General features: G+C 38.4%; 19 protein-coding genes. 2 read left to right on the top strand and 17 right to left on the bottom strand.

What is annotated here, in order from left to right:
• Positions 1-12: 12 nt before the first annotated feature.
• Both GQR52_RS07080 and GQR52_RS07085 read right to left on the bottom strand, forming a co-directional pair.
• Positions 13-294: a hypothetical protein gene (locus GQR52_RS07080; RefSeq protein WP_007583225.1), complete on the bottom strand. Its 282-nt coding sequence runs from the start codon at positions 292-294 to the stop codon at positions 13-15.
• Positions 295-309: 15 nt separating this feature from the next.
• Positions 310-522: a hypothetical protein gene (locus GQR52_RS07085; protein ID WP_007583226.1), complete on the bottom strand. Its 213-nt coding sequence runs from the start codon at positions 520-522 to the stop codon at positions 310-312.
• Positions 523-621: 99 nt separating this feature from the next.
• Between GQR52_RS07085 and GQR52_RS07090 the strand changes: the two genes are divergently transcribed.
• Positions 622-1,431, top strand: a complete 810-nt coding sequence (locus tag GQR52_RS07090) for an ion transporter (protein ID WP_165727960.1) — start codon at positions 622-624, stop codon at positions 1,429-1,431.
• 87 nt (positions 1,432-1,518) lie between these two features.
• Here GQR52_RS07090 and GQR52_RS07095 read toward each other — a convergent pair whose 3' ends face one another.
• A complete protein-coding gene (locus GQR52_RS07095) occupies positions 1,519-2,643 on the bottom strand; it encodes a DUF748 domain-containing protein (RefSeq protein WP_165727961.1) in 1,125 nt (374 codons plus the stop codon).
• A 487-nt stretch (positions 2,644-3,130) separates the two neighbouring features.
• Between GQR52_RS07095 and GQR52_RS07100 the strand changes: the two genes are divergently transcribed.
• A complete protein-coding gene (locus tag GQR52_RS07100; RefSeq protein ID WP_165727962.1) occupies positions 3,131-4,294 on the top strand; it encodes a GGDEF domain-containing protein in 1,164 nt (387 codons plus the stop codon).
• Positions 4,295-4,527: 233 nt separating this feature from the next.
• Here GQR52_RS07100 and GQR52_RS07105 read toward each other — a convergent pair whose 3' ends face one another.
• The 14 genes from GQR52_RS07105 to GQR52_RS07170 form a co-directional block, all read right to left on the bottom strand.
• Entirely contained in the window at positions 4,528-6,417 is a 1,890-nt protein-coding gene (locus tag GQR52_RS07105; RefSeq protein WP_206017417.1) for a bifunctional diguanylate cyclase/phosphodiesterase, read from the bottom strand.
• A 175-nt stretch (positions 6,418-6,592) separates the two neighbouring features.
• Positions 6,593-7,732, bottom strand: a complete 1,140-nt coding sequence (asd, locus tag GQR52_RS07110) for an aspartate-semialdehyde dehydrogenase (protein WP_165727964.1) — start codon at positions 7,730-7,732, stop codon at positions 6,593-6,595.
• A gap of 219 nt (positions 7,733-7,951) precedes the next feature.
• Positions 7,952-10,654, bottom strand: coding sequence for a TonB-dependent receptor (locus tag GQR52_RS07115; protein WP_165727965.1), 2,703 nt, complete (start codon positions 10,652-10,654; stop codon positions 7,952-7,954).
• Positions 10,655-10,718: 64 nt separating this feature from the next.
• Positions 10,719-14,807: a hypothetical protein gene (locus GQR52_RS07120; RefSeq protein ID WP_165727966.1), complete on the bottom strand. Its 4,089-nt coding sequence runs from the start codon at positions 14,805-14,807 to the stop codon at positions 10,719-10,721.
• Between the two features lie 283 nt (positions 14,808-15,090).
• Positions 15,091-16,419, bottom strand: coding sequence for a tetratricopeptide repeat protein (locus GQR52_RS07125; RefSeq protein ID WP_165728069.1), 1,329 nt, complete (start codon positions 16,417-16,419; stop codon positions 15,091-15,093).
• Between the two features lie 69 nt (positions 16,420-16,488).
• On the bottom strand, positions 16,489-17,094 hold the full coding sequence (locus tag GQR52_RS07130; RefSeq protein ID WP_206017422.1) for an energy transducer TonB: 606 nt from the start codon (positions 17,092-17,094) through the stop codon (positions 16,489-16,491).
• Between the two features lie 12 nt (positions 17,095-17,106).
• On the bottom strand, positions 17,107-17,520 hold the full coding sequence (locus GQR52_RS07135; RefSeq protein WP_004334764.1) for a biopolymer transporter ExbD: 414 nt from the start codon (positions 17,518-17,520) through the stop codon (positions 17,107-17,109).
• Positions 17,521-17,573: 53 nt separating this feature from the next.
• Positions 17,574-18,101: a MotA/TolQ/ExbB proton channel family protein gene (locus tag GQR52_RS07140; protein ID WP_024593980.1), complete on the bottom strand. Its 528-nt coding sequence runs from the start codon at positions 18,099-18,101 to the stop codon at positions 17,574-17,576.
• A gap of 3 nt (positions 18,102-18,104) precedes the next feature.
• Positions 18,105-19,472 carry a MotA/TolQ/ExbB proton channel family protein gene (locus tag GQR52_RS07145; RefSeq protein ID WP_165727968.1) on the bottom strand — a complete coding sequence of 456 codons (1,368 nt, stop codon included), beginning with the start codon at positions 19,470-19,472 and terminating at the stop codon, positions 18,105-18,107.
• Positions 19,473-19,482: 10 nt separating this feature from the next.
• Complete coding sequence (locus GQR52_RS07150; RefSeq protein ID WP_024593979.1) at positions 19,483-20,235, bottom strand: DUF3450 domain-containing protein; 753 nt, start codon at positions 20,233-20,235, stop codon at positions 19,483-19,485.
• 241 nt (positions 20,236-20,476) lie between these two features.
• Positions 20,477-21,091 (bottom strand): DsbA family protein, encoded by a 615-nt coding sequence (locus GQR52_RS07155; protein WP_024593978.1) that lies wholly within the window; start codon positions 21,089-21,091, stop codon positions 20,477-20,479.
• A 13-nt stretch (positions 21,092-21,104) separates the two neighbouring features.
• Positions 21,105-22,187: a GGDEF domain-containing protein gene (locus GQR52_RS07160; RefSeq protein ID WP_165727969.1), complete on the bottom strand. Its 1,083-nt coding sequence runs from the start codon at positions 22,185-22,187 to the stop codon at positions 21,105-21,107.
• 5 nt (positions 22,188-22,192) lie between these two features.
• Positions 22,193-24,082, bottom strand: a complete 1,890-nt coding sequence (locus tag GQR52_RS07165; RefSeq protein WP_165727970.1) for a methyl-accepting chemotaxis protein — start codon at positions 24,080-24,082, stop codon at positions 22,193-22,195.
• 256 nt (positions 24,083-24,338) lie between these two features.
• Positions 24,339-25,595, bottom strand: a complete 1,257-nt coding sequence (locus tag GQR52_RS07170) for a sugar MFS transporter (protein WP_165727971.1) — start codon at positions 25,593-25,595, stop codon at positions 24,339-24,341.
• Positions 25,596-25,664: the final 69 nt, after the last annotated feature.

Raw genomic sequence — 25,664 nt, forward strand, 5'->3', positions numbered from 1 at the left:
ACAAAAGCTCTGTTAATTGGCGGAAAATGAAATATGTGCTGGTTTTGCGTTCAACTTAATACTCGTAAGCTCTTTGAGTATTATATTTGTTAATTCGTTAAGTTGCGGTTTTGCACTTTCAAGGGCTATATCATCGTTAAAATAGCACTGTACTTTTAACGTATTGGCCTCGTTATTTAAGTCAATGGTATGCGTTAGATAATCAAAACCAATTACGCTTTCTTTTATTGCCTCGCATGCATTAGTAAGTGCTAGTCGAATGTGCTTATCGCGCTGCTTTTGAGTTTTAGTCATAAATATAAAGGTTACTTATTTAGTTTCTGCTTGTTGCTGTTTTTTAAACTCTTCGTAGTTAGAGTCTTGTTTATCTAGGCATTCGTAATATTCTTTGTCGGCTTTATAGTTACATTCATCAAGGCGCGCCGATTGAACTTCATGAAAACGCGCGTCAGAGCTACAACCAGCTAAAACACATAATCCAACAATAAGTAATGCGCTACTTTTTAGTTTATTGATAAACATTAAATTTCCTTACACTTTCTATATCGAAAAAGCGTTAAATTATTACAATATTATTGTATATTAGCGCCATAAAATCTTAATCCCAAAGGATCTATTTCTATGATGTCGCAGTTACAAAAGTTGTTTCAGCGTATAGACAAAAGCAAGATATTTCAATCATTTGTTATAGCTGTAATTATTGTTTCTGCTCTTACAGTAGGTGCACACACTTACTCACTACATCCTACCGTAGAGCTTGCTCTAAATTGGATGGACGTTGGCATTACCGCATTCTTTTTAATTGAACTAATAATCCGCTATGTTGCAAGCAAAGGCATAAAACACTTCTTTTCGAAGGGGTGGAACATATTCGACACCATCATAGTATTGGGCAGTTTATATCCTGCTGCTGGCTCTACTATGTTAATTGCTCGTCTACTGCGCATATTTAGAGTATTGCGATTGGTATCGATGATCCCAGAGCTGCGCTTATTGGTTAATTCACTCCTTAAAGCTATTCCGCAAATGGGTTATATAGCCCTATTAATGTTTGTTATTTTTTATATATACGCAGCAATGGGCAGCATGATGTTTGCTGAAATAAACCCCGTACTTTGGCAAGACGTATCAATCTCAATGCTTACCTTATTTAGGGTGGCAACGTTTGAAGATTGGACCGATATAATGTACGAAACAATGGCGGTGTACGAACTAAGCTGGATTTATTACCTTACGTTTATATTTTTAACCGCATTTGTATTTTTAAACATGATGGTAGGTGCCATTTTAGAAGTTATGAGTGAGGAGCACCGCAAAGCACGAGAAGAGCTCGCAGATGATAGCTCATTACCTGCAACGCAAGGGCAAGTAAACGAGCTGCAATCACAAATTGCTGAGCTTAAAGAGCTTTTGAGTAACCGCAAAAACTAATCTGTTCAGAGTACTAAAGCACCCACTTAAAGTTTAAAAAGTGGGTGCCGTTTAAAATTCTAATTAAACTAAAATTACCAAAGCGCTTTAATTTCCCTCGGTATTAGATTTATTATCTGTATCTTCAAAAGAAATAACGTTATCGACTTTCATTTTAAAGGCATCAAAAAAAGCATTTTTTAGCACCGAAATAACTGCTTGGAAAGTCGATACATCTGCATTATCCAATTGCCCCTCTATGGGAATACGTGCAGCTACAAGCTTAGATTCATCGTTTTCAAGTATAGAGCTGAGCAAATCAACACTACCTTCAAATATGGCCGTAAATATTCCATCGTCATCTTTTTCTATATCTTCACGCCACGAAAACACACTCAAGTTTTGAACGCCCGCTTTTACATAACCATTTAAGTTATTATCTTTAGCTACAAGCTCCATTGCTCCATCAATGCCACCGGCTTCAATATCAAACGGTGTGTACACTTTAAATACAGTGTCTAAATTTTTAACTGAAAAACGCTGTACCTCTGCGTTTAAATCAAAATTAGCCTGTTTGCTAAAAGGGTCTAATTTGCCATTAAGCTTTAATGCAGCCTGCCCCATTAATGCTCCCTCTACGTTTAGAGTAGTCACAAGTGTTTTTGATAGGTTTTGCGCATTCGTTATATTTTCAATTTTGGCGTTAATACTTGATATAAAAGTAGGATTTTCACCGCTGTTAGTTGAATTAACTAAGGTTAACTTTCCTTGCTCAATTGTTAAGGTATCAATAGAAAACAGTACTAAGTTATTGGCGAGCCCTACCCAGGTAGTTTCGTCTTTTACTTGTTTATTTTGCTCAGAAGCATTGGGGTCTTTATCGTAAATAACTATTTCAGGACGCGTAAAGGCCATGTTTGTTACTAAATTACCCTTTAAAAGGGCTGACCACGCGAGTGAAAAATCAAGAGTTTGAATACTCAGTAAAGGCTTCGGAGCTGAAGTTGCATCAACAGCGTAAATTTCAACGTCGTCAATTGCGTAGGCACCGCGATATAAAAACAAATCTACATCACCAACATGCCCCGTAACACCTTGCGTATGTTTTAACTGATAATTTACGTAGTATTGAACTACATAAGGCGCGGCTATTCGCATTAGTATAAGCAATACAATCAGCGCTATTACACCTTTAAAATATTTGGTGTGAAATGTTGTAGATGAAAAATGCATTGTAATTTCCTTTGCTAAAAACCAGGGCCTATTGACCTTTAAGGATTAAACTCTGTTCTATGTAGGGCAACGTATGTTTGGCATTTATGCTGCGTTATCGCCTATTTATGAAGAACAACCACACAACATAAACTCAACCATACCTAAAAACCAAACGTACGGCTGCACATTTAACCTCGAAAGATAAACAGGCTCTAATTAGTTAAACTTTTTAATTAAGTACATAAATAAACGTGTAAAAATTACTAATATTTGTAACTTAAGTACCTGTTAGGTATAAAATTACAAATAGAGCAAAGCCATATAAGCTTAAACTCTAAACTACAGTCACTACAGCAAGGGATATACCACTATTCAAATACACCGCTTAATGAAATGATTCCCATCCTTATCTATCTATACTTTTGCCAACTAATAACCTGCATTGATTCGAATAAACTGCTTTCATCTACTAAAGTAAAATTAACGCAAACAAGAATAAAAATACATGAACCCTGTTTTTTATATATTAGTTACCCTATTTTTAACCAGTGTTATTTGGTCTGTCATATTTTTAATGTCGTGGTTTACGTTAGGTAAAAAGCAATATGCCATGCTTTGGACAATCGCATTCGCACTCTCTGCATGCCAATGGGCAACAATATTAGCAGAACCATTATTTGACTCTCACACACTATATTGGATGTTAGGAAGCAGCTTCTCAGTAGGCTCTGTGCTACTTGGTACATGGGGGCATTGCATTAGGGTAAATTCGAGTATAAAAATTCGCTATTTAATCATCTCGGCAATAGTAACTCTTGCTGCTGTTTATTATTTTACAGCCATAAATGTGCATGTTGGCTTATTTATGTCGTTGTATGTGTATTACGATGTGATCTTACTGATACTAAGTGCGGTTATTATTTTCAGGCATAAGCAAAAATCACTCCCTGCTGAAATAGGCGCTAGTATTACTTATACGCTATGTGGATTACTTTTATTTGTTGCAGCAAGCATAGCGTTACTACAAGGTAGCCAAGTAAATGAAGAATATATAGCGCTGTATACGTTAATTAATTTTATGACAGTCCCTGCTGCTCATGTAGGCATGGCCGTATTTATAATATTCATAATGGCGTCTGATTTAGCCGAAAAAATGAACCATCTTGCAATGACTGATGTACTTACGGGCTGCTTAAATAGGCGTGGGTTTTATAATAAAAGCCAAGAGCAACTAAAAGATAAACTTAATAATTATAAGTACGTAAGCTTAATTTATTGGGATATAGATAAATTTAAAAAAATAAACGATGAGTTTGGACATGCAGGAGGTGATGTGGTGTTAGTAGAAGCGGCGAAAATAATGCAAGACTGCATAAATCCAGATGATTTGTTTGGCCGAATTGGTGGCGAAGAATTTACCTTATTAATAGCACGTAACGACGAGCCTACAGCTAAAGCATTCCCCGAAAAACTAAGAAACGCACTCGCCAGTAATCCGATTCATTTTAATGATAAAGTAATTAATGTTACGGCAAGTTTTGGCGTAATAAATATTAAATGTAATAAAACCGCAATTGAAAGCGCAATAAATGAGGCAGATAAAGCACTCTATCATGCTAAAAGTGGAGGGCGTAATCAGGTAGTTCATATAAGCGAATTAAGTCAATAAAAGTTCATTATTACTAAGGCCTACCTATCTTTTTAGGTTGAATTTTCGGCAGCATCTTTAGGCAAATAGCATTAAAAAAACGAGGCGTATTGCTCCGTTTTAAGTTATTTTCATATGAATGTAAGCTAATAGAATAACACAAAAGAAGTTACCGCTCGCAGCGAGCAAGAAACACACGGCACGCTTAAATCGAACCTAGATAAAACAAACTTTGAGTCTAAAAAGTCAGCGTTCTAACTAATAAGTTTAAGCGCATCGGCAAATCTAACTGGTTTACTGAATATAAAGCCTTGGTATTTATCAATTTGTAAACTTTGTAATAACGTTAACTGAGCTGTGTTTTCTACGCCCTCCGCTATTACTTGGCAACCAATCATGTGCGACATGTTAGTTACCGCAGATACAATACTTTTATCTTTTGAGCATTCACAAATATTATCAATGTAAGATTTATCTATTTTAATATAATCAACTGATAGCTCTTTTAAAACTGATATAGAAGAAAAACCAGTACCAAAGTCATCTATTGAAATACGTACACCGGTATTTTTTATGGCCGTAATCACTTTTGACAAATACGGTAAATTTTTAATCATCACTGTTTCTGTTATTTCTAAATGGACATTGTATGGTTTAACTGCGTATCTATTTAAAAGCCCAACCAAAAATTCTAAAAAGTTATGGTTTTCTAGTTGCAACACCGACACATTAATAGACAGTCCAATATTACTATTTACCGCATTTAACTTACTTAGGCTCGCAATAGCTTGCTCAAGTACAAACTCACCTAATATATTAATTTTTCCATATCGCTCAGCAATATCTATAAATTCTGAAGGCGGAATAAATTCATCATTAAATTGCCAACGAAGTAGTACTTCAAACGTGGTTATATCGTTTGTAGTTATATCAACAATAGGTTGATAGCAAAGATGAAAATCACCTTTTTCTACACATTCTTTAATCGAACTACGAAGTACTTCTTCTCTTTTAAGCGATTCATGCATCCGCTCGTCAAATACCGATATTTCGTTACGGTTTTTCTTACCTTCGTACATAGCAACATCAGCGTATTTAATCGCGTCTTCAAGGATAAATTTTTCGCGCGTAAAATACAGCCCAACCTTAAAAGAAGGGTTTACTTGATAGCTATCCATACTCACTGTTTTCGTTAAAGTTTTAACTAATCTAAAAACACAGTCAAAAAGCTCGTCTTCGGTGTTATTACGAGAATAAAAAATAAACTCGTCCCCTCCCCATCTACACGCAATAAAGTCGCCTTGAGTTTGTGTTTCAACTAAGCGTTTACCTGTTTGAGCTAATACAAAGTCACCAAAATCATGGCCATATTTATCGTTGATGATTTTAAAGTCATCCATATCTAAAAATAAAACAGCTTTAATATCATCGTTTTGATCGGCTAAATCAAGTTCAACATTAGAAACAAAACTTCCCCTGTTAAACAATTTAGTTAGATTGTCTTTTTGCTCTAAAAGGATTATTTTTTCAGTACGAACTTGCACTTCATTTTCTAAGTTTTCAATGAATTGATCTAACTTAAGTTCATTATTAATGGATGACTTTACATCTTTTGCACTGCGTATAGCCGTTACAAAACATAAAATAAACCATAAAACGAGTCCTAAAACACCTAATACATTTTCATCTTCTATTGGCTGTAAAAGTAATAAAATACTAAATGGAACCAACAAGCAGGTTATGTACGACAGTGATGAACGGATATCAGAGGCTAAAACATTAACACCGCCACCAGCTAGGGAGCTAAAAACAACCAGAGAGACAAATTTCTCCTGTATTCCCATGTTTTCATAAAACAAAATAGGAAAAGCAGCCCACGTTAAAGCAGTTAATAATAAACCAATAAAATACAGATGATATTTAAAAGCATGGCTGTTGTTAACAAATACATGGCTGGCTATTCGAAGTAATGAAATAAATGATAACGTAAAAAGCCAGTAAAATTTTTCTTGCGAGGCGCTGTGGTTAATACTGCTAAAAATAAGAAAACAAGAAACAACCGTGTTTATAGCAATTGCAGAACTAAAATAGGAGCTAACAAATGCTAATCGCTTATTGGCAAAGTTATTTATATGAGAGGTCATTAATGTTACTTGAATAGGCTGTTTCACAATGTAAACAGTTTACTTAAGTTCAATAATAAACAACAGTGAACATTCATAAAAAAGTATTGTTTAAGCCTCTTAAGCTGTTTTATAAGCCATTAAACTAAAAAGGGCTGGCAAATTGCCAACCCCTTTTGTTAATACTGATTATATATTACTCATCATCAACAATTATGCGTAGCATACGACGAAGTGGCTCTGCCGCTCCCCATAAAAGCTGATCGCCTACTGTAAATGCGCTGATGTATTTTGGCCCCATCGCTAATTTACGAATACGGCCAACAGGAATGCTTAAAGTGCCTGTTACTTTAACGGGTGTTAAATCTGTTGAGCTAATTTCACGCTCGTTCGGAATTACTTTAACCCACTCGTTATGAGACGCTAAAATTTCTTCAATTTTTTCTACGCTCAAATCTTCACGTAACTTAATGGTCATCGCTTGAGAGTGACAACGCATAGCGCCAATACGTACACATAAACCGTCAATAGGTACTGGTTGCTTTGAAGAGCCTAAAATTTTATTCGCTTCTACCTGCGCTTTCCATTCTTCTTTTGACTGACCGCTTGGCATAGGGACGTCAATCCACGGGATCAAGCTACCGGCAAGTGGCACACCAAATTGGTCTTGTGGTAAATCACTCGACGCCATCGTTTCGCTTACTATTTTATCAATTTCTAAAATAGCAGAGCTTGGATTATCTATTTTATCTGCAACACTTGCATGAATAGCGCCCATTTGTGCAATAAGCTCTTTCATATTTCGTGCACCAGCGCCCGACGCCGCTTGGTAAGTCATTGGGCTTACCCATTCAATTAGGTCTTGCTCAAATAAACCACCTAATGCAAGTAACATCAACGATACTGTACAGTTACCGCCCACAAAGGTTTTAACGCCCTGCGCTAAGCCTTGTTCAATTACATCTTTGTTTACAGGATCAAGCACTATTATGCTGTCCTCACTCATACGCAGTGCTGAAGCTGCATCAATCCAGTAACCATCCCAACCAGACTCTCGAAGTTTTGGATATACCGCATTGGTGTAATCGCCGCCTTGACACGTAACAATAATATCCATTTTAGCAAGTTTGCTAATGTCACTTGCATCAAGTAATGGTTTTGCGTCGCCGGCTATATCTGGGCCTGGTTGACCCGCTTGTGAGGTGGTGAAAAAGGTGGTGTCGATATGGGCAAAATCACTTTGCTGCTGCATACGTTCTAATAACACAGAGCCAACCATGCCACGCCAACCGACTAATCCTACTTTTTTCATTGTTTGTTCCACTGTTTGATTCATAAAAGATGCCTTAATACATTAAAAATTAAATTCATTGCGTGAGATTTAATTTTCATTAACGCTAAACTAACACTCGTAGACGGCTAAAACTAGCGAATAAAACAGAACTTAAATATTTTTCATACTGAGCATAAACACAAAAAGCTCTGTATTAAAATACAGAGCTAATAGATAGTGACGTTTATTATTTCATTGCTAGAGTTTTATTTAAAATAAAGCTTAAAACTCATAGCTATAACTTAAACTAAACTCAGTGCCGGTGTCTTGTCCCCAAAGGGTAAGACCTTCTTGTTCAATTTCTTTTTCTTGGCCAAGCATATTCTTAACCTTAAAATTAACTTTAGAGTTAAAGTTAGGGAAGTAAGAATAAACTAAATCAACTGAGTGAAACGACTTTTCTTCTGCATCTTCATTACCACGTGTACCAGGTACAATTATACGAGGACCAAACACATTATAAATTAATGAAGTAGAATGAAATCCATCATCTGAGTCATAGCCCATTTGTAAGTTTGCAACCCACTCAGAGTGACCAACTAAACGACGCTCATTGTTAGTTACAATATTCGATACCGTATCGGCCTCAAGGGCTTCTTTAAGCTGTGTTTCAAACAGTGAGTCAACACCGTCTGAATCATTAATCCCCAAATTAACACTTGAGTCAGATAGCGTAACGTTGCCTGACAAAAATGCTGAAGACCACTCTTTATTTATAAAGCCAAAGTCAGTTAAAAAATCAACTTCAATACCCGACAATTTACCCGACTGAGCATTTGCTGTTAATAACTGTGGAGATGCTCCCCCTACGCCCGCAAGCTCAACCATTTCAATTGGGTTTTCAATGTCTTTATAAAACAATGCAACAGAAAGGTTATTACCTGATGGCATATACCATTCAAACCTAAAATCAACATTTTTTAAATTAGAGCTTTGTAAACTTGGAGAACCACGCACTAGAAACTCAGTTAACGGGTCAACAAAGAAAGAAGAGCTTACATCACGTAGATCAGGGCGAATGGTTGTTTCACTTAAATTTAAGCGAAATTGCATTTCTTCATCCATGATGTACGTAACAGCTAAAGAAGGAAAAAAGTTATCTTCATTAATAGCTACATCTTGAATTTCTTGTAGCGTATTTTCAAAGAAATTAGTATGCGCTTCATAACCGACTGATACTTGTGAAAAATCTTCCCATCTAACGCCACCAGTAAAACGCCAAGTGTTTTGATAAAAGTAATCGGCCATAAAATAATAAGCATCTAATTTATGCGCTGCACTGTACTTATCACCATCAGTGGTACCGTCATCAAAAATACCTGAGCCAGTTACACTTGAATAAAAAGCGTCATCCGCCGTGTTTTCATCAGCAAAAATATCGCTTACGTTAGAACCGAACGAATATTCATCATTTATACCACGGTGCGTAATGCCAAACTTCACATTACTTGCATCACGTTTTTTCTCTGAAAAATCGCCGCCTATTTTTAACTCAAGCTCATAGCCGTCACCATAAAAAGGCATACCCATATTCCAGCCAAACGTTTCAACATCATCGTGCAACACTTGATACTCACGCGTAATATTAGTAGCCGCTACATCTTGCAGTTGTTCAGATTCTAATACGCCATCAACAATATTTTGCTGATAAACAACATCTAATCCACCAGGCGCATTACGGTTAGCTCGGCTTAAACCACCATACCAATCAAAAAACAGATTATTTAATTTTGGAAAGTTATGCGTCCCTTTTAACTGAGTTGAAAACATTTCGCGTTCTTCATACGTAATATCAACTCGGCGTAATTCAGTAACACCTTCTTCTGTTTCGTTGGCATCAAAGTAATCGCGGTTACGAACACGATCGCTCATGTCATGAAGTGCAATATTAGTCAGTTCAAACTTATGATTTGAGTTAAACTCATACCCTAAGTTTAATGTGCCACTCCAACGAACATTTTGTTCTGTAGATGTACCATCGTAATACTGCGCAAAACATTTGTCTTCACAGCCTAAACTACCAAGGCTAGAACCACTTTGTTCTTGAACAACTTCCCATTCATTATCGTAAGACACTGCCGCAAGCACACCAAAAGTACCGACCTCACTTTCAAATCTATCACCTAAGGCAATAGAGAAATTCATAGCAGGGTCAACATCCTTTTCTGAAATACCTACATCCCAATCAAGCGATTGAATCAGGCTTTTACGCTCAGCTAACGTAGTGTTTATATTACCCTCAAGACCAGCGTCACTAGTAAGCGCAGTAGTAAAAACATCAGATAATCCGCGTGAACCGTCATCTCGCCCCATCCAATCGTCATCACCGCCACTGTAAAAGTAACCAGTGTCACTATTAGACGTATTATATGATGTGCCTACTTGCACTTTAAATAGGAAGTCAGATGGAATTGATTTAGTGCGAATATTTACATTACCACCACCAAAATGCGCTGGCATATCCGGTGAAAACGATTTTTGCACACTCAAGCTTTCAATAATTTCAGATGGAAATAAATCCAAAGGAACTACTGAGCGAGTAGGATCAGGACTTGGTACATACATGCTATTTAGCTGAGTACTTGAGTAGCGCTCCCCCAAACCACGCACATAAATAAATTTGCCATCAACTAACGTTAAGCCAGTAACACGACGAAGTGCAGAAGCCGCATCGCCATCACCGGTACGTGATATTTGGTCTGCACCCATAATATCAGCAACAAACGCTTGGTTTTGACGTTCTTGCAGTACAGCACCCGCACTGCCCTTTAATCGCTGCCCTACAGCAACAACTTCTTCTATTTCTTGCTCTTCTACTTGCTGCTCAGCAGCCGTGGCTGTATTTACTGATAAACCAAGTAACGCAGCCATTACAGCGTAGTTTAACTTTGATAAAGCAAGTGTAGAGGGTTTAAAAGATTTCATTTTTATACTCCGAAACAAAACAAGACATTAGCCGAGCTTTCGCTCGGCTATAATGTGGTTTGGGTTAAAGGCCTACTTTTACCCAACCTGCTGTCCAGTCTGTTTGTGCATCCATTGCACCAATGTAATCTACTGTATCAAAGTAACTATCTAAGCTTGATGAATCAAAGCCATTACCAAGTAGTAACGACTCAGCAGTTGGCATATATCCATTATCTGCTAGCCCAAGGTCAGCGGCTGCTTGAACTGAATTACCTGCTTGTTCTAAGAACCAAGATTCAACATTACCTGCACCAATTGCCTGCGTACCAAAGTTGTTAGCGGTTTCACACGCAACAATTGAGTGAGTAACAGTTAATGTACCGTCCTCTGCTCGCGGCGCTGAATCAGAGCCTACTCGTAAACAGTTTGAATAGTCTGCACCACCTGTAACCACTACGTTTTTAAGCATACCCGCAGTACCTGCACGTAAGCGGATACCATTTACACCCACATTACCAATAATTGTTACATTAGAAATAGTTGGCATTGTTAGTGGCGTTGCACTTGAATCAAACTCAGAGTTATCTGCTTCAATTGCATTGTCGCCCTCTGAGTCTGATTGTTTGATCAGTACATATTGCGCTTTACCCGTCCAACCGAATGACCAGTCGAGTGAATCATCACCTATGCTTGTTAAAACAAGGTGACTAATATTTGCAGTACCACCAAAAAATTCAACACCATCGTCTAGATTTTCATGAACGTGAATGTAATCTAGTTCAGTCTGACGACCAACACCCGCAAGTGTAATACCGTTAAGTTCATCGCCATTACCCAGCGTTTTACCCGCTTGCTTAACTGCAACATACTTTAGCGTACCTGAATTATCTTCAGGGTCATTACCACCGAACTGGCCTGCGTCACCTTCAGCAGACACACCACAACTGGCAAGTTCTTCTGCGGTAGCTTCACCTTGTTGGTCGCCACATGAGTTAGCAGGTGCATTACCCAATAATACTAAACCTCCCCATTGACCAATCGTAGTTTCGCCGCCCGTCATATCCTGGATTGACGTCATAGTAATTGGTTGATTTACACTGCCTACCGCTTCAATTTTAGAACCACGGCGAACAACTAAGAAGTCATCACCCGACTCACCAATTAATGTTGTACCAAACTGAACATAAAGTGTTGTGTTGTCAGCGCGGTCATTACCAACGGCTGTACGTCCTTTTAAAATCCAATGCGCATCGTTAGTCAGTGTTACATCAGATGTAAATACAACATCAGAGGTTAATTGATATACAGGTTTGTCTGTAATTGTAGGGAAGCTAGCAGAAACATCGGTTGCAAGTCCTTGTGCTAATGCATTAGCAATATCGTCAGGAAAGCTTGGTGTAATAGCAACTGTCCAACCATCCATCCAATTATTATCGCCATCAAATGCGCCGATGTAATCTGTTTTGGTAAAGAACGAGTCAAGCTCTGATGAATCCCCACCAGCACCTAATAAAGGTGAACCCGATTTTGGTGTAAAGCCGTCTGTCGCTAAATTAAGTGCTGAAGCCGTAAGCGTTAAGTTGCCCGCTTGACCTTCAAACCAAGACTGCACATTGCCACTACCAATTGCTTGTGAACCAAAGTTATTATCTTCACTACATGCAACTGCTGAGTTTTCGATAGACAACTCACCCGATTCTGCATTAGCAGCAGAGTCTGAGCCTACACGTAAACAGTTTGAGTAACCTTCAGGGCCCGTTATAACAACATTTCGTAGCACACCTGCAGTACCTGCACGTAAACGAACACCGTTAGTACCATCAGCACCAACAATTGTTACGTTAGAAATAAGCGGTTTAGTCAATGGTGTCGCATTTGAATCGAATTCTGAGTTATCAGCTTCTATTGCGTTATCACCCTCAACTGAACTTTGTTGAATATAGATATTTTGTGCACGACCCGACCAACCAAATGACCAATCGAATGCATCGTCGCCAATATCAGTTAGTACAATGTTACGAACATTAACTGTGCCACCAAAAAACTCAACACCATCATCTAGGTTTTGGTGAATTTGAATGTATTCAACTTTCGTTTGTGAACCAACACCTGCAAATGAGATACCGTTAAGTTCATCGCCATTACCCAGCGTTTTACCTGCATGTTTAACAACAATATAACGAAGAACACCTGAGTTATCATCGCTAATATCACCACCAAACTGACCAGCGTCACCCTCAGCTGATACACCACAGTTAGCTAATTCTTCAGCTGTCGTTTCACCGGTTTGATCGCCACAAGAGTTAGCGGGTGCATTACCTAATAATACCAAGCCGCCCCATTGACCAATCGTTGTTTCAGCGCCTGTTACATCTTGAATAGATGTCATAGTGATTGGCGCAGTTGCATTACCATTGGCATTAATTTGTGAACCACGACGTACAACTAAAAAGTCATCACCTGTTTCACCAATTAGCGTTGTACCAGCTTGAACATATAATATAGTTGCATCTGCACGGTCATTACCAACGGCTGTACGACCATTTAAAATCCAATGTGCATCGTTAGTAAGCGTTACATCTGCTGTGAACGTTGTATCTTCAGTTAAACGGTATACTGGTTTATCTGTAATTGCTGGAAATTCACTAGAAACATCTAATGCTAAGCCTTGTGCAAGCGCGTTATCAATATCAGTAGGGAAGCCGCCATTAATACCGACAGTCCAACCTTCCATCCAGTTAGTTGAACCATCAAAAGCACCAATTTGACCATTTGCGATAAGCGGTGAACCAGCAAGTGGCGTGTAACCGTCATCAGCAAGCATAAGCTCTGCAGGCGTAAGTACTTGGTTACCGTCTTGACCTTCAAACCAAGATTGAACGTCGCCACCATTAATTACTTCGCTGCCAAAGTTATTTGCCGTTGTTTGACACGCCACAATAGAGTTTACAATCGTTAGTGTGCCATCTTCAGCGCGAGGAACTGAATCAGACCCTACACGTAAACAGTTTTCGTAAGTAGCTGGACCCGTTACAAATACATTTTTAAGAGCGCCCGCAGTACCAGCGCGTAGACGAATACCATTATTACCTTCTGCACCGACGATTGTTACGTTAGATATAGTAGGCAGTGTTAATGGTGTGGCGCTTGAATCAAACTCAGAGTTATCAGCTTCAATAGCGTTATCGCCTACGTTAGCCGCTTGTTGAATATAAACATTAGTAGCCGAACCCGTCCAACCAAAAGACCAATCAAGTGAATCATCACCAATGTTAGTCAGCACTACATTACTTACATTAACCGTACCACCAAAAAACTCGATACCGTCATCAAGGTTTTCATGAACCTGGATATAATCAACCGTAGTTGCAGAGCCAACACCAGCAAACGTAATACCATTTAACTCATCGCCATTACCAAGTGTTTTACCTGCTTGCTTAACAAGTACATATTTTAGAGTACCAGAATTATCATCGCTAATATTACCACCAAACTGACCTGCATCACCTTCAGCTGACACGCCACAGTTAGCAAGTTCGTCTGCTGTTGCTTCACCTTGTTGGTCTCCACATGAGTTTGCAGGTGCATTACCAAGTAATACCAAACCACCCCATTGGCCAATTGCTGTCTCGCTACCCGTAACATCTTGAATTGACGTCATCGTAATTGGCTGGCTTGCAGTGCCGACTGATTCAATTTGTGAACCACGACGCACAACTAAAAAGTCATCACCTGATTCACCAATAATCGTTGTACCTTGCTGAATATAAAGCGTTGTACTATCTGCGCGGTCATTACCCACAGCAGTACGACCATTCACAATCCAATGTGCATCATTAGTTAGTGAAACATCAGCAATCAATGTTGTATCAGCACTTAAGCGATACACTGGTTTATCTGTTATTGCTGGAAATTCACTTGAGACATCCGCTGCTAAACCTTGAACAAGTGCATTGTCGATATCAGCAGGGAAACCCGTAGTTGCATTTTGCGAATCATCACGCGATGATGTTTCATCTACTGTACCACTGCCACCTTCAACAACATTAGTAACTGTGTCGCCTTCATTTATTGTTGTGTCGCCTTCAGATACTACTAAGTCACCACCACAACCCGCTAAAGATACTGCAGTTGCAATCAAACTAACTTTAAATAAGTCAGATAATTTCATTGTTCACTCCGTTAAAGTATTTAATTATTTTGTTAAGTGCTTTAAATAAACTCAAGTCACCTTAAAACATTAAGTAATGCTTTAAGGTCACTTGAGTTATCAGCAGCGCCTACCTTACGGTAGCTATATGACATTACAGTTACACTTTAATAAACATAAGATGACAAAGTTATTTACATAAAATTCAAGTGGTTAATTTATTAAAAACATAAAAAACCACACTAAAAATAGTGTGGTTTGGATTTGCGATTATGAAATTATATTTAAAAGTAATTACTAAAGCTTAAAGCAGTGCCGTTCTTAATGTTTCTGCATGCACTTTCTCGCGCTTTACATATTTAATCCATTGTTGTGCTAAACGCTGTGATTTTTTATGTTTTTCGGCTTGTTCGAACGCTAAAATAGAGGCATCAAAATTTTGTAAGTTGTACTGAGCCATACCCAAGGCTACAAATGCATTTGATTCAAAATCAAGTGAGCCTTTATCAAGTGCTTTACGCGCTGCGTCGGCCGCTTCTTCATATTGCTCAGTGTTAACATACACTTCAGCTAAGCGTTGATCATACTTACCACTGGGTGATAAATCGGCTGCTTTTACAAAGTATTTTATTGATTTTTCGTCTTCTTTTGCTTGGATCATCGCCTCAGCTACAAAGGCATAGTTTTTAGCGTTTTGCTCTGCAATCCCTTTTTCAATAGCATCGCTCATAACGTCTGCGGCTTTAAACGCTAAGCCGTTATATAAATACACTTGTGCTAATTGACGTAAATCAGATTTAGAGGTTAAAAAACCTTGTTGGTAAGCCGCTTCAATGACCGCCAATTGTTGTTTTTCTTGCCCTGTTTCGCCATACATACCCGATAACTGCACCCAATACTCAGGCTTATTATAAAGCTTTACCATGCGCTCAAGTACAGCAACAACTTTGTCAGTTTGATTGAGCGAGTAATACATGGCACGCTGTAGCACTAACCAGTTCTCTTTAGGGAATTTTCCTTCGCTATCACTTAAAGCAATCACTTGAGATATGTACTCAAGCCCTTTTTTATAATCTTTTAACTGATAATAAGTTTGAGCTCTTAATAAGTAATAAGCTTCTGTTTTAGGCTTAGTGTTAATACTGTCCCAGTCATCTAAAAATGCGATAACTTTAGTGTAATCACTATTAGCCATAGCCAGTTGCGCCAAACTAAAGGTAGTGCTTAAACGAAGTGACTCAGGAATAGCTTCCTCTGCGACCACTTTTTCAAACGAGGCAATCGCTTTTGGTAAGTCGTTTTCGTTGTAATAAATAAACCCGTAAAAGTTATGCATCATTGCCACTTCATACGAGTTCATGCTTGAAGCACGTTCTTGAATGCTATCAAGTGCCTCAAGGCCTGCTTTAACATCACCATCATCAGCAAGTTTTTGCGCACGAGCAAGCTGGCTATAAACCTTTTCGCGAAGCGCTGGTACACGTTTTGTTTTTTGCTCTTGCTCTGCATATGCAGTAGCTACGTTTAGCCCTGGTATTAGGTTTAAGGCACTTGGTGCAACAATACTTGTACTCACTGCAGCGGTACACAATAAAGTCACTTTCAAAAGTTTAGCCATAGGGTTTAATTTCATAACTGATTTAATAAATGGTTTCATAATCGCCTCGCATTTCTGTCCGTTTACTTGTGGTTAGTTACTTCATTAACCGCTAATTTGGAAAGATATTTTATTCTGAACACCCGCTACTTCAACGGCTTCACCGCTTACTACACGTGGTTTATATTTAAATTTAAGGGCTGCATCCATCGCGGCTCGATCAAACAGTGACTCAGGCTCTGCTTTTACTACTTGTGGGTCGCGTACTGTGCCTTGCTTAGTTACTGTAAACTCAACAATAACGTAACCTTCAATGCCACGAGATAGCGCACGGCGCGGATACACGGGGGCCACTTTTACAATTGGTAAATATTCACCATCACTTGTCTCTAGTGCTAAACCGCCGGCTAAATTTACATCTGCATCTACATTGGCAGCAAAATCAAAGTTATTAGCATTTGCTGTCGCATCGCTACTTTGCATTTGCGGCGACTCCATAGGCGGTGGCGGCTCTTTTGGTGTTGGTGGCTTTTGAGGTTTACGTTCTTTTTTTTGTACGGTTTCTTCTTTTTTCAAACGAACAAAATCAAGTACATTACCCTTTACCGGATCCGTCATAGCCCCTTCACCGCCAGTAATAAGTGCCTGCATGCCTAAAAACAACATAAAGGTCACTACACTGGCTATCACTAATGCAACTAAATATCGCAACATAACTAGCCCTTACGACGCATCTTGTGCGGCAATTGATACATCAAATGCGCCTGCCGCGCGCGAGGCATCCATCACCTTTATTAACATTTCGGTAGTCGCTTTTTTATCCGCTTGAATAACAACGCTACCTTGTGGATTTTCTGCTTTTAAACGCTCGATATTCGCTTGTACTGCACGTACATCAATTTGGCGTTTATTAATCCAAATCTCGCCTGTATCAGAAATAGCCACTAAAATATTTGCACGCTCTTTTTTAACCGCTGTTGCGGCTTCTGGGCGATTTACATCAATACCCGCTTCTTTAACAAAAGAGGCAGTGACAATAAAGAAAATAAGCATAATAAATACAACGTCTAGCATTGGAGTCATGTTTATTTCTTCAGCTTCGTCTTCTTGAAATAGGTTTCCTAACGGTGCTCTCATTTTTATTCTCCTAGGATAAGCGGCTTTATAGAAGCCGCTTATCAAAATTTTGCTTAATGGTCTAAAACCATGCTGTCTTGTAGTAGTTCTACTTCGCGCTTAGCTTTTCGTTGTAAATACGTTGAGGCAAATACCCCAGATAACGCACCTACCATGCCTGCCATTGTCGGGATAGTTGCTTTAGATACCCCTGATGCCATTGAACGGGCACTCCCTGTGCCGGTAATTGCCATTACATCAAACACTTCTATCATGCCCGTTACAGTGCCTAACAAACCAAGTAGTGGGCACAAGGCAACCATCACATTAATCAAAGAAAGATTGGTGTTTAAGCGCATACCTGCTCGCGATATCATCGCTTCGCGTATTTGCTCTGCGTTCCAACTATTACGTTCTGCACGGTTAATCCAATCGGTTTTCACACCCTGTTTATAGCTTCTAAAACCGTTGAAAAAGTAAATAAATCGCTCGAGTATCAATAACCACATCGCGAAGATTAACACCCCGATGACCAAGAGAACTTGGCCACCAGTGTCGAGAAAATCACGGATAGCATTGATTGAATCAATCAATAGCACCATGGTTTATGCTCCCTTCTCGCTACGCTCTGCGATAATACCGGCGCTCTGCTCTTGAATAGTTAACAAAATATTTTTAGCGCGCGTATTAAGTAAGGTGTATAAAAATACCGTTGGTATTGCGACCACTAAGCCGAGTACCGTTGTTACTAGTGCTTGAGAAATACCGCCAGCCATAAGCTTAGGATCCCCAGTACCAAATAAGGTGATTGCTTGAAATGTATTGATCATGCCTGTTACCGTACCTAATAAACCTAACAGCGGTGCAACAACAGAGATGATTTTAATAAGTGTTAAATTACGCGTCACTTTTGGCATTTCACGTAAAATAGCTTCACTTAATTTAAGCTCAAGTGTGTCGTGTGAAACACTCGGAAATTGATCTTTTACTTTCATTACACGTCCAAGCGGATTGTCATCACGTGCAACTGTATCTTTAAGCTGACGACGAATTTTACCGCCCATAATCAATAATGAGAAAAAACGCTCTAGTGATATAAGTAGTGCAATAACACCCACACCTAAAATCACATAACCAACAGTGCCACCTTGATGAACACGCTCTTGGGTATCGGGTGCTTGTACTAATAAACCAAGAATAGAGCCGCCTGTTGGGTCAAGTGCAAATTGCACCACACCGCTTTTAGTGCTTTGTAGCTCTTCTGCTGTTGCAGTAAAGCGCGATACAGGTTGGCGAGTTAATTCGCTCAAAGAATTAGTCGAGGAATTAAACTCTAAATACTTACCGTTTGATATAAGGTTAAATGCGCCCACTCGCACAACTTCTTGCTGTGCTTTAGTACCGCCTTCAACAATGACACTTGCATTAAAACGACTTACTTTGCCTTGCTCGGTCATTTCGCGCTGTAGTTCAAACCATACTTTCTCAATATCTTCTATTGAAGCAAGTTTTGAAGTTGAACCCATTTTTTGAGCAAGGTCATCCATAAACGTACTACGCCCAGCAATCTGGGAAGATATAATTGATGTCGCAAACTTATTACTAGAATCACCTGCTACTTGCTGTAACACGCCAAACAATTCTTTAAGGGAACCCATTCGTTTAGAAAGCGTGTCTGTTAAGTTAGCAAGTTTTACTTCATTTTCTTCAAACTGCGTTTCTAAGCGCTCAGATTCCACCAGCATTTGATTACGCTTTGCTTGGGTATTTTTAAGCGTTTGTACTTGCTCGTTTTGACGAGCAGTAAACTCTTGTTCGCGCTGCTTATTTTGCTCGCTTTGAGCTGATTGACCATTTTCGAGCGTTTTAAGTAATGAATCTAAGTTCATTGGCTCTGCCGCTATACTTGCACCAGTAATGCTTAGGCTTGCAGCAAAAAGAGCTATTTTTGTCATTTGAGTAAACAATTTCATTTTTAACCTCTTATTCTGCTGCATGTACTGGCAGAGTTAACATATCTGGGGCAAGTTGCTTACGCGCAATACGTAAGCCTTTATTAATTTGGCTTATTGTAGAGTCTGGTAATGCTTCAAATGATTTTGTCTCTGCATTCCAACTACCTGCTTTTTTACCATCGCGTGTTAAGTAAATAAGCTCTAAACGGCCAATGCGTAAAAAATCGACTTCACGCTCTTTGTCATCCACGTTTAAAAGTGCGGTATAGGCTTCAATAGTGCGCCCGTAGTCTACTTCTACTTGATAGGCTTCAAGTACACGGCGAAATTTTTCACTTGAATTGATATCAGCACGATTCATCATTTCATTTAAAGATGTAACGCGCTTAGTGCGCTCATCAGCTAAAAATGGAATATCTAAAGATACAAACTGCTCAAGGCCTTCAATCATTCTAAGCATTAGCGGCGTAATTTGACGTTCAATAATAGAAACCTGATCCATAGACAGGTTTAAAGATTCCATCTCTTCTACTTGATTATTTAACTGTTTAGTTAGCTGAGCGTTGTAAACAGCTAAACCATCAATTTCTTTATTGAGGGTTTTAAATTGCTGTAAACGTCCTTGCATTGAATCTGCAATCTTGTCTATTTTTGTTTGTGATTGCGCAGCTGATTTATTAATTTCACTGCTTTTATCAATAACCTTATCTAAATCGTTTGCGTGTACTGCTGCACTTGCGGCCACAATACCAGCTAAGATTAATGGTTTAACGCCTTTCATCGCATACACCTTTACTCGTTAGTTAGCGGATTTGCTAGTTTGTTTTTTTAGGTCATAAACTTTGTTATATAAATAATTTATGACTTAATAATTTCAATGAGCAGGAGTTTATAGATGAAACATGACAAGGATGTTGCGCAAAAAAGTCGCTTTTATGACAATGGTAATAATTAAGACTTACGAGGGGGTTTTTAAGATGATAAGAGCATTTGTTAGCCAAATGCCCTATAAACAGGCTGGATTATTTTAAAATTGAATTAATTTGATTAAGGGAATAATGCCAATCAGTGTAATTTATTTCAATTGGGTATGCTTTATTACCTTTAATAAGCACTAGTGAGGGAAAACCTTGGATTGGTAGTGTACGAACAAAGGATAACTCAGCTTTAAATTCATCATTAAGCTCGCTTGACGTTAGCTGCGCAGTAAACTCATTTTTATCTAAGCCAATTTTTTCAGCCAAACTAATTAATGTACTTTCATCTGACGGGTTTTGCGCATTTAGGTAATAAGCATGTTGAATTGCAGCCACCATTTGAGCTTCTTTATCCGCTTTACGCGCTATAAGTGCGGCTCTACATGCGGGATACGTTGAACGCCTTGGCTGGCAATTACGCCAAAAGTTATAATTAAATTGCGTACCTAACTGCGCTGAAATTTTATGCCAAGTACCCTCAAGCATCTCTTTCATATTTTGTGGCATTGGGTCTTGGCTATCAGGTGCTAATCCACCTACTTTATATTCAATTGCTACTTTACCAGCAAGCTCTGATTTTAGCTTAAGCCAGGTTGGTGAGTAACCCCAACACCAGCTACACATTGGGTCATGAACATATATTAATTTACTTTGAGACATATTAATCCTTCAACTAGTTCGAGACGACACTATTACGACCAGCAGCCTTTGCACTATAAAGAGCTTCATCAGCTTGTTTTAACGAATCATCATAATCAGTTACTTTATTTACTTGGGAAATACCAATACTACAGGTTATTGAAATACGCTGCTTGTCATCAGTAAATATAACGTGCCCTGCAACAGCCTCTCGAAATTTGTTTGCTATTACATTGGCTGTAGCAACAGTAACCTGCGGTAAAATAACAACAAACTCCTCACCACCATAACGGGCCTTTAACGCAGTTGCCAAAAACTGAGATTCAAGGAGCTTGGTAAATTCAATCAATACCGTATCACCAAAATCGTGACCATGCGTATCGTTTAAAGATTTGAAGTTATCTAAATCAATTAACAAAATTGAAAAAGGTAAGTACTGCTCTGGGCGTGTTTGGGCAAGCTTTAAAAAATGAGAGGTAATGAAACGTCTGTTTGCTATACCAGTAAGGGGGTCGGTATAAGCATCTTGTTTTTGCTCGAGCGTAATATCGGCAATAGCCATGTGGCTTTTATGCCTAAAATACTCACCAATAAATGAGAATAAAAACACCATAGAAAAGGACGCTATAAATCGTGTTTTTTCTACGTCGCCATAGCTAACTTGACCAAAATCAGGGCCGTATAAAATAACAATACAAGAAAACAGTAAAGTAAAACCTAACCAAGCACCTAATCTGACCCCTAAAGATGCAAACGTCACTACAGGATAAAACATTAGCCAATATAGCGCGGTGTTGTCTTTACCACCGGTATAAACAAGTGCAACAAACATCATGCACACAATGCTCATACTTATTAATGCCACTACTTGAAGATTACCCGTTCTTATAAAGTAGATAGAACAGCTTATATTTGTAATGTTAACGATAATTAATGAAGCAGTGAGTATCGGTGAGTAAACCTTATAATTCAAAAACACTAATACAGCAATCACCACAATTGATATCCCAATCATGGTAAATAAAGAAAACGCTTTGCGTTGCATGTCTGAGCTATAAACACTGTCGATATTTATTAGACTGAGCCAGTTTGGTTTATTTACATTTTTTTTAGTCATTAATTTTATACTTTAAACTTTTGAACCATATTTTCTAAGGCACTAAACTGCTGTTTTAGTTTGGTACATTCGTTAAGTGTGTCATTTAAGTTAGCCTTGCCTTGTATAGAAAGCGCACTAATTGTTTGAATATCAGTATCTAATAACTTAACAACTTGGTTTTGCTCATCGGTTGCACTGGCTACAGAATGATTTGCATCGTTAATTTGCTTAATAGCTTGTATAACATGACTCATTAAATTGCCGACGGCATCTGCTTGTTGTACGCTTTTTTCACTGTCTTGAAGGCTTGTTTTCATAAGCTCTACAGCAAGGTTTGAGCCTTTTTGTAACTGGCTCACCGTGTCTTCAATTTCTTGCGTTGATTGTTGAGTGCGGTGTGCTAATTGGCGTACTTCATCTGCTACAACGGCAAAACCGCGTCCTGCCTCTCCTGCTCTAGCGGCTTCTATTGCTGCATTTAGTGCCAATAGATTAGTTTGCTCACTTACACCTTTAATAACTTCAAGCACTTGGCCAATGCTGGCTGTATGTGTATTTAAACTATTTATAGTTTGCTGAGCTTTCTCCATATTAGCCGAAAGCTGGTGGATGGTTGCAACACTATGACTTAATGCTTCTTGATTTTGTGTTGAGTGCTCATCAACATTTTTAGCAAGCTGCGATGCACTCTCTGCATTATTTGAAATATCCATAGATGTAGCTGAAAACTGGTTAATAGCCGCTGCCACGCTATCGGTACGCTTGCTTTGGTCGTCATACATAGACAGCGATGAATGTGTTTGTGATACCAAGCTCTCAATTGCTGTATCTAATTGCTCTGTGGACTCTTTTACTTGCTCTATTGAATGCTGAATTTTTTCGATAAAAATATTAAATGAATGGCTTAAGTCGCCAAACTCATCATCATTTTCAACGGTTAAGCGCCTTGTTAAATCGCCTTCGCCTTGTGCTATATCTTTAATGGCATCGTTTAAACGGTTCATAGGCTGCATTAAATAGCGTAATAAAAGCTGCATCATAATAATGATAGTAATGATCCCTATCACCATAAAAACGGCCGCAGTTTGGCCAAAGGTCGATACACTCATATATGCTCTATCTTTATCGATAACAACACCTAGGTACCAATCTACGTTTTCAATACCACTGATTTTTGTAAACGAGATAAGCTTAGACTCTCCGTTTATCTCGTATTGGGTAAACTCACTTTGCAAGGGCGTATTAGTACCAAAAATGTCTGATGTATTTTTTAAGTTTAACTTAGCATTAGGATGGCTTAACACTTGACCTTTGTTATCGAGTAAAAAACCATAACCGAGACCTAAAAAATCAATATCGTTAATAATTTTAGTCACTGTTTGCATATCAATATCGGCACCTGCAACGCCGCTAAACTGGCCATTTTGTAGCATGGGTACTACCGCTGAAATTGTAAGCTCGTTAGTTGTTACATCAATATAGGGAGTTGTAAAAGCGGTATTTGATTTGTTTTCGACTAATTTATACCAAGGGCGAGAGGTCGCATCAAAATCAGCAGGTAAAACAACTGATTGATCGTTTAATATAAACGTGCCGCTAGATTTTCCTATGTAAGTATTTTTAAAGCTTCCAGCAATCTCTGCAGTATTTAATTGTGAAAGGGTGAGGGCTTTAGAATCATTCGCTTTGTGTGTTCTAGCAATTGATATAACTATCGCCAGCTTTGCATTTAACCAACTCGCTATATTTTGCGACACAGATTCGGAATTTTGTTGTAATACTAGGCTTAACTGCTGCTCGGTTTGCTTGCGTATGGCAATGTAGTTATTAACAGTAAATAATCCCAAAACTAGTACTAAAACTAAAGAAGCTGCAATAGTCACCTTAGACGTAAATTTTAACGAGTTAAGCATATAAGCCCTTTTATTATTCTTTCGTTATTAACCTAATACTTTTAGCAAAAATTTACGTAAATGTCCTAAAAATTAAGACTTATAGATAAAGTTTTAATATAAATCAATAGTAAAGTAGTACTTAATTGCAAGGGGCTAAAGGTAATTCGATAATTTAAAGAAAAAATGATGAGCTTGATTATTAAAATGGAACGTTCTTAGTAAATGAAGATTTATAAGTGACTGAATACGTATTCAGTCACTATTTAATAGTCTGTTATTGCCACTTATTTGCTAAGCGAACAACATTTAAACCGTACCAAGCAATAAATATATAACAGAGCATCGGAACAAAAAAGCTTTGCTGTATATTTACTGTATCGGCTATAAAGCCTTGAAGTAATGGTACAAGTGCACCGCCTACAATAGCTAAGCATAACCAACCAGAACCTTTACTGGTCAACGATCCTAGTCGCTCAATAGCAACTGAAAATATAGTCGGGAACATAATTGAGTTAAATAAACCAATTGCCAATACTGAGTATAAAGCGACGTCACCTTGAGTAAAAATAGTGATCAGCAATAGCGCAATAATACTAAATGCATTAAACGCTATAGCTTTAGAAGGTGCTATCTTTTGTAATAATACAGAGCCAATAAAACGTCCTACCATTGCCCCGCCCCAGTAATAACTAATAAGTGCAGCCGCAGTATGCTCTTCAAGCCCTGCAATGTGCGCCTCACCAAAGTAATTAACTAAAAAGCTGCCAATGGCAACTTCCCCGCCTACGTAGCAAAATATAGCAAGTACACCCATAGTTAAGTGCGGTGCTTGAGTTAATGAACGAGATTCTACTGCAGCATTATTTTCCTCTTTATGGGCTTCAATTTCTGGAAGCTTTATAAAGGCAAATATAATAGCGATAAGTAATAAGGCACCAGCGAGCATTAAATAAGGCACTTTTACAGACTCAGCGGTTGCTGCAGAGGCAGCTAGACTACCCGCTGTACCAAAAAATAATAAACCACCTACATAAGGCCCAACGGTAGTACCAAGCGCATTAAGTGCTTGTGCCAAATTTAAACGAGAAGAAGCTGTTTTTTCGCTCCCAAGAGCTGCAACATAAGGATTGGCAGAAACCTGAAGCACCGTTACACCAGCGGCAAGTACAAATAAAGCGCTCAAAAATAGCCAATATTCATGTACTACAACAGCAGGATAAAACAACATGCACCCAATTGAAGCTACAATTAAACCAGTTAAAATCCCTTTTTTATAACCAAACTGCTTAACTAAAATCCCCGCAGGGATAGAAACAATAAAATAAGCACCAAAAAAGCAAAACTGTACTAGCATCGCTTCAAAAAAGCTTAAATCAAATACGCCTTTTAATCGTGGTATTAGTACATCGTTTAAAACAGTAATAAAACCCCATAAAAAAAATAGGGTCGTCATTGCAGTCAGTGGAAACAGATAATTTTTATTTGGCTGTTCGTTGACCGCGAATGATTGATTTGTATTTATTTCACTCACGTCGTTTTCACTCCATTAACAAGTTGAAAACGATTCTACATGTTTATATATAAATTAGTCAGCGCAACA

The sequence above is a fragment of the Pseudoalteromonas sp. 31A1 genome, from assembly GCF_011378815.1.
GTDB classification, from domain to species: Bacteria; Pseudomonadota; Gammaproteobacteria; order Enterobacterales; family Alteromonadaceae; genus Pseudoalteromonas; species Pseudoalteromonas arctica.